10 protein-coding genes and 1 riboswitch are annotated in these 12,860 nt (G+C 55.3%); of the genes, 7 read left to right on the forward strand and 3 right to left on the reverse strand.

The annotated features are described in order from the left end of the window. Positions 1-24 precede the first annotated feature (24 nt). Both JC200_RS06565 and JC200_RS06570 read right to left on the reverse strand, forming a co-directional pair. Positions 25-1,461, reverse strand: coding sequence for a DHA2 family efflux MFS transporter permease subunit (locus tag JC200_RS06565; protein WP_274435419.1), 1,437 nt, complete (start codon positions 1,459-1,461; stop codon positions 25-27). Beyond that, on the reverse strand, positions 1,458-1,841 hold the full coding sequence (locus JC200_RS06570) for a helix-turn-helix transcriptional regulator (protein ID WP_274435421.1): 384 nt from the start codon (positions 1,839-1,841) through the stop codon (positions 1,458-1,460). The genes JC200_RS06565 and JC200_RS06570 overlap by 4 nt, the downstream gene beginning before the upstream one ends. Before the next feature lie 165 nt (positions 1,842-2,006). Between JC200_RS06570 and JC200_RS06575 the strand changes: the two genes are divergently transcribed. Both JC200_RS06575 and JC200_RS06580 read left to right on the forward strand, forming a co-directional pair. Beyond that, entirely contained in the window at positions 2,007-2,672 is a 666-nt protein-coding gene (locus JC200_RS06575) for a class II aldolase/adducin family protein (RefSeq protein ID WP_274435422.1), read from the forward strand. A 282-nt stretch (positions 2,673-2,954) separates the two neighbouring features. Then, the gene (locus JC200_RS06580; protein ID WP_274435423.1) at positions 2,955-4,325 is read left to right on the forward strand and encodes an APC family permease; all 1,371 of its coding nucleotides are present in this window, start codon (positions 2,955-2,957) and stop codon (positions 4,323-4,325) included. 67 nt (positions 4,326-4,392) lie between these two features. On the opposite strand, the gene JC200_RS06585 is transcribed toward JC200_RS06580, so the two are convergent. Continuing rightward, the gene (locus JC200_RS06585; protein ID WP_274435425.1) at positions 4,393-5,262 is read right to left on the reverse strand and encodes a bifunctional 5,10-methylenetetrahydrofolate dehydrogenase/5,10-methenyltetrahydrofolate cyclohydrolase; all 870 of its coding nucleotides are present in this window, start codon (positions 5,260-5,262) and stop codon (positions 4,393-4,395) included. A 120-nt stretch (positions 5,263-5,382) separates the two neighbouring features. Then, a riboswitch (ZMP/ZTP riboswitch) is annotated at positions 5,383-5,466 on the reverse strand. Between the two features lie 87 nt (positions 5,467-5,553). On the opposite strand from JC200_RS06585, the gene JC200_RS24375 reads away from it, so the two are divergent. The 5 genes from JC200_RS24375 (at position 5,554) to JC200_RS06605 (ending at position 12,845) form a co-directional block, all read left to right on the forward strand. Further along, complete coding sequence (locus JC200_RS24375) at positions 5,554-5,913, forward strand: heterocycloanthracin/sonorensin family bacteriocin (RefSeq protein WP_443111874.1); 360 nt, start codon at positions 5,554-5,556, stop codon at positions 5,911-5,913. 190 nt (positions 5,914-6,103) lie between these two features. Beyond that, complete coding sequence (locus JC200_RS06590) at positions 6,104-7,930, forward strand: hypothetical protein (RefSeq protein ID WP_274435427.1); 1,827 nt, start codon at positions 6,104-6,106, stop codon at positions 7,928-7,930. Beyond that, positions 7,927-9,909 carry a TOMM precursor leader peptide-binding protein gene (locus tag JC200_RS06595; RefSeq protein ID WP_274435428.1) on the forward strand — a complete coding sequence of 661 codons (1,983 nt, stop codon included), beginning with the start codon at positions 7,927-7,929 and terminating at the stop codon, positions 9,907-9,909. Before JC200_RS06590 ends, JC200_RS06595 begins: the two co-directional genes overlap by 4 nt. Positions 9,910-9,945: 36 nt before the next feature. Then, positions 9,946-11,550: a SagB family peptide dehydrogenase gene (locus JC200_RS06600; RefSeq protein ID WP_274435429.1), complete on the forward strand. Its 1,605-nt coding sequence runs from the start codon at positions 9,946-9,948 to the stop codon at positions 11,548-11,550. 215 nt (positions 11,551-11,765) lie between these two features. Beyond that, a complete protein-coding gene (locus JC200_RS06605) occupies positions 11,766-12,845 on the forward strand; it encodes an ATP synthase beta subunit C-terminal domain-containing protein (RefSeq protein ID WP_274435430.1) in 1,080 nt (359 codons plus the stop codon). Positions 12,846-12,860: the final 15 nt, after the last annotated feature.

Raw genomic sequence — 12,860 nt, forward strand, 5'->3', positions numbered from 1 at the left:
TCTGACCCTCCTGGTGTAAAGTCCTTACAGATTGGCTTTGGCAGTTTTACGCATGCGCGGGCGTGTGGTCCATCGAATCATCGTCAGCAGAATTCCCGCCATCCCGATTCCAGCAGCCAGCTTAAAAGTAAATGAAGAAGCCTGCGAAAATCCCCGCATTGTACTAAGCGTACTCCCGGACATCTGCAAAAAGAGTACCGTCATTGCCACGCCAGACACTCGTCCAAAATTCCTCACAGTCGCCATTAAGCTCCCCGTCAGCCCGGACTTTTCTACCGGCACACTTTCAAGAACAGACACGTTGTTGGGGGATGTAAACAGCCCCATCCCGAGACCGAACACGGTCAATGCAAAAACAATCTGCCAATACGACGCCCCTATGCCTAACGCCGCCATTAAACTGAGGCCAGCCGTACCAAGCAACAATCCCACTGCCGCAGGTAAATTCACGCCAAACTTATCTGCCATCCACCCACCAATTGGAGAAAAAATGATCATACTGAGCGCCTGCGGTGTCAGCAACAAGCCGATGTGCGCTGTCGGGATGCGCAAGACATCGTGCATATACAACGGCAACACAATCCCCGGAAACATCATCATTACGTACGACAAGTAACCGGTTAAATTCCCAAGCGTGAAAGCCCCAGAGCGAAAGAAGGACAGGTCAATCACAGGGTTTTGTGTCTTCAATTCACGCCAGATAAATGCAGCTAGCGCCAACACGCTCAAGACTGTGAGTAGCAAACTCTGAGCACTACCCCATCCCCACGTCGTACCCTCTGATATACACAACATCAGACTGACGATCCCGACGAAAAACATACTGGCTCCGGGGATGTCAAATTTACCGAGTTGTTTACTCGAGCGAATCGGTGAAAGGACGAATGCCGCAACAATTATGGAAACAATCCCAATCGGGACGTTCACCCAAAATACAGAACGCCAACTATAGATGGAGATTAAGATACCACCTAGCGAGGGGCCCACAATGGTGCCCGCAGCAACCACACTGCCGACAATACCCAAAGGTCTGCCGCGTTGACCTTCCGGGAATATAAATGACACGATGGACATCACATTCCCCATGATGACGGCCCCTCCAACCGACTGGAGGATGCGGAACAAGATAAGCTGCGTAATACTATCTGAGAAAGCGCACAATATTGAACCGAGCGTAAAAATGCCCACTCCAATAATAAACACAGTTTTGCGATTCTGTCTGTCGGAAAGACTTCCAACCACCGGAAGTATTCCAGTAATCATCAGTAAATAGGCCGAAATGACCCATTGCAACACCTCAGGACCGACATGAAAATTGCGTTCAAGGACAGGAAGCGTAACATTCATAATGCTGCTGTCTACATTCACCATAAACGTCCCTGAAACAACGGTGGCAAAGACAACCCAGCGGTACCCTTGTCGGTTCACAGGCTCCCCTGACGCGGCTCGAGTCACGCTCATTGATCACTCTCCGAGGCCATTGTCTTAGACTCGGCCAACGACTCGTATTGAGTGATAAAGTAGGTCAAATTGTCTATTCGCAACTGAATGTCTTCATACCACATCGCCAATTCGGCGAACCCAGCTGGAGTCATGTGATAGATTCGCTTTGCCGGCCCTGCGTCTTCGGTATTCCAGTACGAGGTCAGGCAGCCCCTCTCCTCCAATTCTCGGAGGACCCGGTAGACTGCGCCGCTATCAATCCCAAAATGATCCGGTATCAGGTTCGCCATATGGTTCCAAAGCGCGCCGCCATGTGCGTCCTCGCGCGCGAGGAAGAGGAGTAAAAAGGCCGGTATATGCCGGTTGTGCTTGCCTGGAACGGTTTTGTACTTTTCCACAAATAAACACCTCAGATTATTGAAGCTAGAGAATAGGACTCAAACAAAAAGAGACACTATCACCGCCACTGCAGCCCTTGACACTTTATCCAGCGTGATTTAACGTGAATCTGCATACTGTATTATACAGTATAATGTTAAAAATACGAAGGAGGATTACTCTGTATGGATATCCAAACAGCGAAACGCGAGATTATGCTAGCAGCCGCTGCCCTACGGGACGCAGGTCTCATGTTCCGCGGTCACCACGCGAACCTGTCAGCTCGGCTTTCGACAGATACCATGCTCATGACGCGCGGTGGAAACGTTGCAAACCTCGACGAGGACAGCTTCGCAGTGATTCGTACTGATGGAACCGTGCTGGAGGGTGAAGTGATGCCTGCCCAGGCCGAGATCATCCAAATGCACGCTGCTGTATACAGGGCGAAAGAGTCCGTGGGTGGCATCATCCACACTCATGCACCTCATGCAACTGTATTTGCCCTTGCGCATGAGCCCATTCCTGTTGTGTACGAACCTTTGATGCGCTTCGGCATGACGGAACCGGCCCCCGTTATCGCATGGGCCCCTCGTGGTTCCGACGCGTCCGTGAACGGCATCGTCGAAGCAGTCGGAGCGAAGCCTGGCATTGCCGCCGTCCTTTTAGCCAACCACGGTGTACTCGCCTTTGGCAAGTCGCCGGCGGAGACAGCTCAGTTGCTCGCCACGCTCGATGAAGCTGCAGAGTTGATTTTGAACGCACGGTTGATTGGCGGAGAGAAACCCCTACCTAGAGAGGCGTTTGCACAGATTGAAGAACGAAAACGTGAGTTCGAAACAACGAAGGCGTAATTGCGTGAGATATCGCTTAATCGGGATGGAGGTGTCATTTTGACACTTACCTGCGAGGGCGCCGCGCTCTAGGTGTCATTTTGACACTTACCTGTGAGGGCGCCGCGCTCTAGGTGTCAAATTGACACTTACCTGTGAGGACGCCGCGCTCTAGGTGTCATTTTGACACTTACCTGTGAGGGCGCCGAGCCAAATGCCTTTACCACTTTAGTGGCACAAAGTACCGTTGAGCTTATTCTCATTTTGTTGCATAATCATGCAGTCGAAAGGAGATGCCTCAACTTGGAGCAAGCACAACTAAAGAAAGGCATCGGGCTGTTGATGGCAACCGCCCTAGTGACTGGCAATATGATGGGCTCTGGCATTTTCATGCTTCCCGCAACCTTGGCGCAAAAGGCAGGGCCCGGGTCAATTATGTTGGCGTGGATTCTGACCGGTCTCGGTTCCATCTTCTTGGCTTTATCGTTCGCAAAGCTCGGAAGCCAATACCCTAGAACGGGTGGGCCTTACGAGTTTTCCCGGCAAGCGTTCGGAAACTTCACCGGATTCTTGAACGCATGGTTGTACTGGAACGGATCGTGGATCGGCAATGTGGCAGTGATCATTGCGATCGCGAGCTACACAGGAGGTCTATTCCCGGTCCTCGCCTCGAATCACCTCATCGGATTTCTCTTCACCAGTATCATCCTGTGGGTATTTACCGGGATCAACATTCTCGGCGTTCGTTTGGCAGGGAAGGTTCAGACAGCCATTACTGTCTTTGAAATCCTGCTGTTTGTTGGATTCATTGTGATAGCAGCGGTTCACTTCAATGGCGCGAACATTACCCCGTTGTTTCCGCACAACAAGGGTCTCGGGACCATGTCAGGCGCCGCGTCTTCCACCCTGTGGGCGTTCATTGGTCTTGAGAGTGCAACGGTTGCGGCTGGGGAAATCAAAAACCCAGAGAGGAACATCCGCCGCAGTACGATTCTCGGCATATCAATCGCAACCTTGATGTATATGGCCATTAATGTATTCGCGATGGGCGCGATGAACCCTACTCACCTTGCCCAAAGTTCCGCACCGATTTCCGACATCTTGAGTCAGTTTATGGGCAATGGAATTGGCAAAGTTATTACAGTCGCAGCGGTGATCAGCATTCTTGGCACCACCGTAGGTTGGTTGTTGTCGACGGCGCGCATCGCCTTTGCTGCAGGAGAAGACGGCATGTTTCCGAAGGCTTTTGCGAAGGTGCATCGCAAGTATCGGACACCTCATATCGCTCTCATCATTGGCTCGGTGCTCGCAAACATCCTGCTTTTGATGAACTACACCAGGAGCTTCAATTCAGCATTCAGCTTCGTCATGCTGCTCGCTACACTGTCCTATTTGCCGGTCTACGCATTTACTGCTGCTTCAGAAATTATGTTGATGAAGAGCACGAAGACCTTGAACCTATTCACTTTCATCAAAGTTTCATTTATCTCCTTGCTTGGCTTTATCTATGCCGGCTGGGCGATTTATGGTTCCGGCGCACAGACCGTGATGTACGGTTTTCTGTTAATGCTCGCAGGCGTCCCTTTCTACCTGTACATGAATCACAAACGCCTCAGCGAAGCGACGTCAATCGGCACAAATCACGACAGTGCAGCCCCGTCAACAGTGCATTAACTGGCTAACCTCGAGTGTTTGAAAAGCCCCACAGCAGCGAACCGCGGGGGCGTGTTTGCAGCAACAGTCAAAGTTGCTGCAACGACATTGCGCGCAGGAGATTGCTGAACAACTGCATCGTCGTCACCTTCCCGACGCCTCCCGGGGTCGGTGTCAGCGCTGCGACGTAATCAGCGACAGCGGGACTGACGTCGCCGACCATGCGACCATCGGGCAGTTCACTCATCCCTGCGTCAATTAAAATCAGGTCCTCATGCACCATTTCCGGTTGAATTAATCCCGCGGCCCCCACTGCGACGACCGCAAGCGGCACACGCTGCAAATGGGACTTCAAGTCCCTGGTGTGCTCCGTACAGACCGTTACCGTAGCCCCTTTTCGAATCAGTCCATGAAACAGGGGGCTCCCAACCGTTTTGCCGCAGCCAATGAGAACCACCTCACGACCCTTCACTTCTATGTCGTAGTGGTCGATCAGTGCCAGACAAGCCAAAGGAGTCGCCGGATAGACACCGGGATCGCCGGTGATATTCGCCATGCGATTGACATCAGTTAGTCCGTCTACATCCTTACGCGGATCGAGTTGTTCGAGGATTACTGACAGTTGAATGTGTTCAGGCAACGGAAGTTCCAGCATAATCCCGTGTATGTCAGGACTCTGACTCAACCGTCTCACAAGGTCAGACAGTTGGTCTTGCGTGGCACTGGCGTCTAGCTCAAGGACCTCGACTTCGATGCCAAGACGCTTCCCCATGCGCGCTTTTTGCCGCGCATACACAGCTGAAGCGGCATCACCTTGGACGAGAACCGTTACCATCGTCGGTGTGACACCCTTCGCATGATACGCTCTGACCTGTTTTAGCACAGAAGTTCTGATACTCTCGGCGACTGGTACCCCGCTCAGGAGGGCAGCTTGAGTGGTTGGCGCAGCGGTTGACATAGCAGGACCTCCTCGGATTAGGTGTCGAATACAGCCTCGCGGCCGATTCTGACTGCAGTGCCCCGGCGGTCGTGAGGAACAGGTGTCTGAAAAAACACAAAACCGCCTGGACACCGTACATACGGGCGCCCAGGCGGTCGGCAAGTGAGACGATTGCACTCCCTTGTGGTTATCCCCACATTTCCGCCAGTTGTGCAATCGGAAGCTTCATTTTCGATTGTGCCGAACGTCTACTAGCTTACCAACCACAGCCCACAGACGCAATGGGTTTTCGTCAACCCAAATGTTGGGATGCTCGGTGTTCAAACATCGCGCTCTTCAAAATGGGTGTTCGGTGCACGACAGTGGCCTGTACGCCTCGCCCCCCTCCCCCATAAAGCTATACGAACGACTGGGGGTCTATTCCCTGACGGGGGGTGGAGCGAAGTGAGCGATTTCAAAAAGAACATCCAGAAATTAGATCTCGGCGATTTACATGCAGAACAAGTCAAACCGACTGACAACAAGAACGATGTGGAAACCGTCCTCTGGCGCTGCGGCGGCTGTTACCGGTGCGGTGGCTGCGGCGGTTGTTACCGTTGTGGCGGCTGCGGTGGGTGTTACAGGTGTGGCGGTTGCTTTGGCTGTTTTGGCTGCTTTTTCTGCTGGTAACAGGAACCGCGCTCTAGTCACTAAGTTTACCGCAAGACACATGTTCCATCCCCGTCCAACTTGTCTCATCGGATGGGGATTTCTTTTTGGAACTTCTCAACGTGAGGATTGATATGATACCGCAGATGGGGCGGTCATGAACGCCTTCCACAGATGCACCTAGTCTGTCCGATTGACGAGGAGGGTCTGTATGCAGACGGTCCAGCCTTGGATGCGGCTCAAAGTCAAACCGGATACATTCTTTTTGCCCGCCCCAGACGGCAGCGTTTACTTTCGAAACAATGTGAGTTCATTTCGAATGGACGGCACGTCGGTTCTGTCCTGGATCGAGCAGTTGCTACCCGCGTTTGACGGCATGCAAAGCATCGATACCTTGACTGATGGATTGCCTCTCCCCTACCGAGACAGGGTCTATGAGATTGCGGACATTCTCTACAACAACGGTTTTCTCAGAGACGTCAGCACAGACAGTGCACACGGGTTGTCGGAATCACTCCTCGAGACCTACCAAACACAAATTGAGTTTCTCGACAACCTGGAGGGCTCTGGCGCCTATCGGTTCGAGACGTACAGAAACGCCAAAGTGTTCATTGTCGGTGGCGGTTCTCTGCTATCCCCGCTCGTCCAAGCGCTGTTGCAATCTGGATTGTCCGTCATCCACGTCGTGACCGTGGACGCTCTGCCTGACGCCGTGCGCGCCATGGACGCCGTACTGTACGTTTGTGATACGGTCCATCCGGAGGCTTTGCGCCGCGTCGAAACCGTTTGTCGCGGTGCCCAGGCCCTGTTCTTCTGCGCGGTCGCAGTCGGCCCCATCGGCTTCGTCGTACCTGCGGTCATGCCGGCGTCAGGCGCAGACGTCACATTTGACAGCGTATGGCGCCGACTCCACGCGTCCTTGTGGGAACTGGACCTCAGTATCAGCGGATTTACCGATACAGCTGCGGCAGTGCTCAGCAATGTACTCGTATTTGAGTTGTTCAAGGTCGTGACCGGGGTCGATAAGGGCTCCCGGCCACGCATATATGTCCTCAATGGAGAGACCCTCGCGGGCACGTGGCACGACGTGATTCCAGCCGCAGAGAGGTCGACCACTCTGGTCGCAGGACGGGTGGACAACTGGCGGGACAGACTGCTCAATGACGCCGGGAGTATGGAGAACCTAGCTGAGGCGCTGTCGCGCTTCGCTGAATTAACCAGTCCCGTCACAGGGATTTTTCATGTTTGGGACGAGGGGGAACTCCTGCAGATCCCGTTTGCAAGGTGCCAGGTTCAACCCATCGACCCGCTCTCCCCTGGGCCCGCGGACCTGCTCCCTGAACATATCACCACCGCCCTCACACACGATGAGGCGCGACGTGAAGCTGGACTCGTCGGCATCGAAACGTACGTGGAGAAGCTCATCGCTGCCGAGGCTAACAAGTTCCACAGCATGTGCGTTGGCGCCGGACTCACGTTCGCCGAAGCTGTGGGACGCGGCCTGCTCCAGGCGCTGACCCGTGAGTTGTGCCGGGTCGTTCAAAAACAGCCGGTCGTCGTGCGCCGAGTTGTCCTCGGTGAAGTCGACGATGAACTGTGTCAGTTTTGTCTGCGCTCCCTTCAGGCTGTGGATTCGATGCCAGTCATCTGGCGCGGGGATGACCTTTTGTCGATCCCGGTTATTTGGGCCGAGCACCGCGGCAGGTTTGTGGGGGCGGTCGGTTTCACCACGACGATGGCCTTGCGGCGGGTGCTTACCTGTGTACTGCTCTGTGAGAGCAGCGACACTAGCGTGACCACACAGAGCGATGTGATTGAGAAGTCAACAGACGACGTAGTTCAAGCCGACGCGAGTGCCATTCCGCTCGAAGTCCCTACATGGCGCGGATTCAGTGCAGAAGAACTGACTCTCACCGTTGACCTTTGGCATGAATGCGGCGTACACGTCGAGCTTGTGGACATGGCCGTCGAGCCATTCTTGCAGGAGACCGTGGCCGCTGTGGTCGGCGTCACGTTCGAGCGGGGGGAATCGTCATGACACAACGTGTTTGGGTCACCGGACAGGGCGAGTTGGCACACCTCGTCGAGCGACGACTGGACGCCGCAGATTTCTGCACACTGACGCGCAATCCTGAGTGGACGGGTGAGGTTCCAAGCGGGATTGACTTGGGCATTGTCCTTGACGACGGCTGGCAACCGGCTGTGACTGAAACTGCCGAGGCGTCGTTTCGTAGCGCTGGCGTGCCCTGGGTGCGGGGATTTGTCGCGCTTGGCTACGGAATCATTGGACCATTCGTCCGGCCCGGTCATGCCGGTTGCTCACAGTGTGCGGACACACGTCTACTCATGGCTGAGTCAGACCGCCAAGAGATGTGGCGGCTGCGCGAGTGGTTAGCGACGAATCACACCCCCGAACCGGATGAACAGCCTGCTCGACGCCGCGACGCTTGGGTCAGCCGGACAGGACTTGTCCACATGACAACTCTCATCATGGCACAAGTAGAACAGGCGCTACGATGCCCCGACGCTTGTCGCCTTGCGAATCACATTTTGCGGGCAAACCTGATGACACTAGAGACAACCTGGCACTTTGTCTTGCCAATCACCGCTTGCCCGGTCTGCGGTACACCGGCGACGGACACACCAGAGGCAGCGACAATCACGCTTGAGCCAACTCCGAAAGTGTCAGCCACAAGTTTTCGCAGTCGCAGCATCGGTGACTTTGCAAGAAAGCTGAGTCAGGACTACCTCGACCCAGATACGGGGCTATTGAACGCCAAAGTACAGGACCTGGTGACGCCTTTCGCGACCGTCAGTGTGAACCTGCCGCTGCCGATGGGCGACGAGGGGACAGCTGGTCGCGCCAACGTCTACAGCGACTGTGAACCTGTCGCGATTTTGGAGGGACTCGAACGCTATTGTGGCATCGAACCTCGCGGCAAACGGCCTGTCGTGCGCGCCGCGTTTGAGCAGATTGCCAATCACGCTTTACACCCGGCGTCCGTCGGACTACACGACCCACTGCAATACGACCGCCCTGATTTCCCGTTTCGGGCGTTTCGCGAGGACGCGCAGATGGATTGGGTCTGGGCGCACTCACTCACCGAACAGCGGCCAATTCTCGTGCCGCTACACCTCGCCTACTACAGCCTCGGTTTTCACGAAGACGCCTTCGTCTACGAGACGTCGAACGGCTGCGCCGTCGGCAGCACAATGTCCGAGGCGATTTTTCACGGCATCCTGGAAGTCGTTGAACGCGACGCCTTCCTGCTCACGTGGTACGCGCAGTTGGCGCTCCCTCTGCTCGACTTGTCTACTCACCCTGACCGTGAACTACGGTGGATGATGGAACGCTTACGCACTGTCACGGGTTACGGCCTACACTTTTACAATGCAACCATGGAGAACGCCGTCCCGACCGTGTTCGTCGTGGCAAAAAACAGGCGATCACGCGGCCTGAACCTCCTTTGTTCCGCCGCCTCTCACCTTGACCCACTGCGAGCGGTCAAAGCTGCCATTCACGAGACAGCCGGAATGTTACTCCGCTTTGATGACAAAATGGAGGCGGAACGAGACCGTTACCTGCACATGCTGAAGTACCCGAGCCGCCTCCGTGAGATGGCCGATCACTCCATGCTATATGGGCTGCCTGAAGCCGAAGCGAGACTTGGCTTTCTGCTCGACGACAACCGACCGGTCCAAACGCTGGCTCAAGCGTTCCCCCGCCAGTTTGACCAGAGCGCCGACCTGACAGAGGACCTCCAAGCGCTGCTCCAAGTGTTCAAGCGACTCAAGCTCAACGTGATGGTCGTCGATCAGACATCGCCGGAGTTATCCAGAAACGGCCTCTCCTGTGTCAAAGTAATTGTTCCAGGCATGCTACCGATGACTTTTGGCTACCAATTCACACGTCTCGAACACCTCGACCGAGTGCTCAACGTTCCGATGCAACTCGGGTATCGGGACCGACCTCTGACGAAGAAGGAGCTCAACCCACATCCACACCCGTTTCCTTAGGCCGAAGGTAATCGAAAGTTCCGGGGAGGGCGACCGATGCAACTCGACGACTTTTTGCTCCACTTGCACTTTGACATCGACAAAGTCCGTCCCGTCGACGCACAAGTCGACTGGGAAGACGCGCCGCTGCCATTCAAGCTATACCAAGGTCTGCCAACGATCCCGTTGCCTCCGTCGACGTCTCTACAGACACCGATGTCATGCGGCGGTCGTCCGACCAGGCTGCTCCCAACCGGCAACCCAAGTCTCCAGGAACTCGCGACGCTCTTCTGGTACACCTACGGGCTGACACACTTGAGTCACGCAGTCCTGCCGAGATTTGATGAGGGTGAAGAGGCCTGCATTCTGCAAGCCCTCCGGCGGTTCGTACCCTCCGGCGGGGCACTCTACCCAAGTGAACTGTACGCCTACTTGCGCGTAGATGCGGTGCCCCCCGGCTTCTACCACTACGACGTGGCGCACCACCGCCTCGTGCTCCTGCGGGCAGGCAACTACGACACCTATCTCGAATGCGCGCTGGGGCGCGGTTGCCACCTGTCTTCGGCCATTGGCGTGCTATTTGTATCGACCGTGTTTTGGAAAAACTACTTCAAGTACCACGACTTCGCCTATCGGCTGCAAGGGCTCGACGCCGGTGTGCTCGTGGGTCAATCGCTCTCGGTTGCAGAGGTCTGCGGCTACTCCGGTTCCGTGTACTTTCAGTTTCTCGACCGCGCGATGAATCACATCCTTGGGCTAGACGAAAAAAATGAGAGCGTGTACGCCGTCATTCCACTACACCATGTCGGACACGGACCCACCAGTCGGGAAAGAATACGTGAGGCGCCAGCGGCTGTAACCGATGAAGTCCTCACCAGCGACGTCCAGCGACTCAACCATCGACACTATGTAAAGTCGCAGAGGCTCACCCCTTACCCGTTGCTGCGCGAGGCCAACCTAGCCGCGATGTTCCATTCCACAGATGAGTTTCGCAGTGCCAGCAATCAGGAGTTGTGCGAAAGTACTGCGGTCGGTGAACCAATACCGCTTCACGATGAAGACCATCGTCTGGCAGACTTTGATATCGCCTGTCGGCAGCGGTTTTCACCAGCCCTTGATTTCACCTCCGTTCCCGTCAGTCTCAAACAACTCACCACAGTGCTGCGCACAACGGCTCGCCTTTCTTATACCTGCGACACGGAGCCCACTTTCCAGCCTTCACACCCTCCGATTCAACTAGCCGTCTGCGTCCACGGAATCGACGGCATTCAAGACGGCGCGTATCTCTACGCCCCGGACTCAGATGCACTGCACTTGCTCCGGTCGGGAGACGTGCGCATGGAACTGCAATACGGGTTGTCGATGCCTACGGTCAATCTCTTTCAAGTGCCGCTCTGTTTCCACCTAGTGGGGGCAGGTGACCATCGCCGCGCCGACTTCGGGTACCGGGGGTACCGAATCCAGCAGATGGAGGTCGGAATCGCCTTACAGCGACTGCTGCTCGCAGCCTCCGCAGTCGGTCTGGCGGGTCACCCTCTGCTCGGGTACGACGAGGCGGTGTGCGACCGCATCTACCACTTCGACTCGAAACGACAGACTTGCCTGCTTCAGGTTCCGATGGGCCGGTATCGCAAGCAGTCACGGTTCGAGGGGAGACTCTGACTCCGCGGCTGTCCCACTCTCGCCGCTGGCGACGGGGTCGAGACACGCTAAGCCCAGTCTGAGCTGGACAAGCCTCACGTAGCGGAACATTGCCCTCTCACCGCTGCACTTCATTCCACCACCACGCGCAAAGTAAATATAATTACTTTAAAAAGAAAATGTGATTGCATTTTAACGTAATTTAAATTACTATGTACTCAAAGGAGGGTACAGTTGTGGATGAGGACATTCGTTTGAACGTACCGCTGTTGCGCCGGAAAGTGCCCAACCTGACCAATGCTGCGAAAGCAGTTGGCCTTCGCCCTGCGACAGTCTCCAATCTGTGCACTGGCAAAATTCCGCTGGCTCGTGCTGAGATACGCACTCTGGTGACATTAGCCACTTTAGCAGGGTGCTCACTCGACGAGTTAGTGATCAGAGGAGGGAAAACCGGGATGCTGGAATCCGGGATCAAAGTCTTAGACTTGTTTGCACCCTTGGTACGCGGTGGCACAATTGGGCTAGTGGCACGGACAAACGTGGGGCAATTGGTGCTAGTCCAAGAGTTGTTTCATCGGTTTCAACAACGGGATTACGCCACAGTGTTCTGGTCGCCGTTCGCGCTCCATGAACTCACCGACTCGGACAATGTCCATCACGCCATCAAGGACCTGATGGACAGCGCCCAACTCACGGGAACTACTTTGGACGAAATCTACTCTCTGATTGACCAGCGCCAGAGCGAGCATGACATCCTGCTTGCAGCGGACCGGCGCACGGTCCTGTCCGGCGGACTGTGGACACTGAACGAGAAGCTCAACGAATTCGGTGCACGTCCGGTCACGACCATTTTGGTGGACGTGAGTGGCGAAGCCGCGGACGAAGACATACCGTACGGCCCACTTGACACGTTACTTCGCTTCGACGTGAATCTTGTGACACGCTCACTCTATCCCGCAGTTGACCCCGTCACCTCCACCTCTGCCCTGCTAGAAGGTGCTCAGGCGGAGATGACTCACCTCACGATTCAACAGCGTGCCAAGAAACTGCTGCGCAGATACAAAGAATTGCGCTCACTCGTTGCAGCGTGGGGAGTCGATCGACTGTCAGACGTGGACCGGGTCACGTACCATCGTGGTGAACGGTTAGAGGCGTTCTTGTCTCAACCGTTTTATGTGGCAGAGCCATTTACACACCGTGAGGGAGTCTCCGTCCCGCTCGATGACGCGCTGAATGGAACGCGGCGGATTCTGGACGGTGTGGTCGACGACCACCCCGTGGAGGAATTTCTCTACACTGGCAAGCTCGAGTTCTAGCGGCCGAAGTGGACT

This window comes from Alicyclobacillus sp. ALC3 (assembly GCF_028751195.1).
In the GTDB taxonomy this organism is placed as follows: domain Bacteria; phylum Bacillota; class Bacilli; order Alicyclobacillales; family Alicyclobacillaceae; genus Alicyclobacillus_L.

Excerpts from the sequence above, each read along its gene's own strand:
- JC200_RS06565 (WP_274435419.1), bottom strand. The coding sequence starts at position 1,461 with ATGAGCGTGACTCGAGCCGCGTCAGGGGAGCCTGTGAACCGACAAGGG.
- JC200_RS06575 (WP_274435422.1), top strand. The coding sequence starts at position 2,007 with ATGGATATCCAAACAGCGAAACGCGAGATTATGCTAGCAGCCGCTGCC.
- JC200_RS06585 (WP_274435425.1), bottom strand. The coding sequence starts at position 5,262 with ATGTCAACCGCTGCGCCAACCACTCAAGCTGCCCTCCTGAGCGGGGTA.
- JC200_RS24375 (WP_443111874.1), top strand. The coding sequence starts at position 5,554 with ATGCTCGGTGTTCAAACATCGCGCTCTTCAAAATGGGTGTTCGGTGCA.
- JC200_RS06590 (WP_274435427.1), top strand. The coding sequence starts at position 6,104 with ATGCAGACGGTCCAGCCTTGGATGCGGCTCAAAGTCAAACCGGATACA.
- JC200_RS06595 (WP_274435428.1), top strand. The coding sequence starts at position 7,927 with ATGACACAACGTGTTTGGGTCACCGGACAGGGCGAGTTGGCACACCTC.
- JC200_RS06600 (WP_274435429.1), top strand. The coding sequence starts at position 9,946 with ATGCAACTCGACGACTTTTTGCTCCACTTGCACTTTGACATCGACAAA.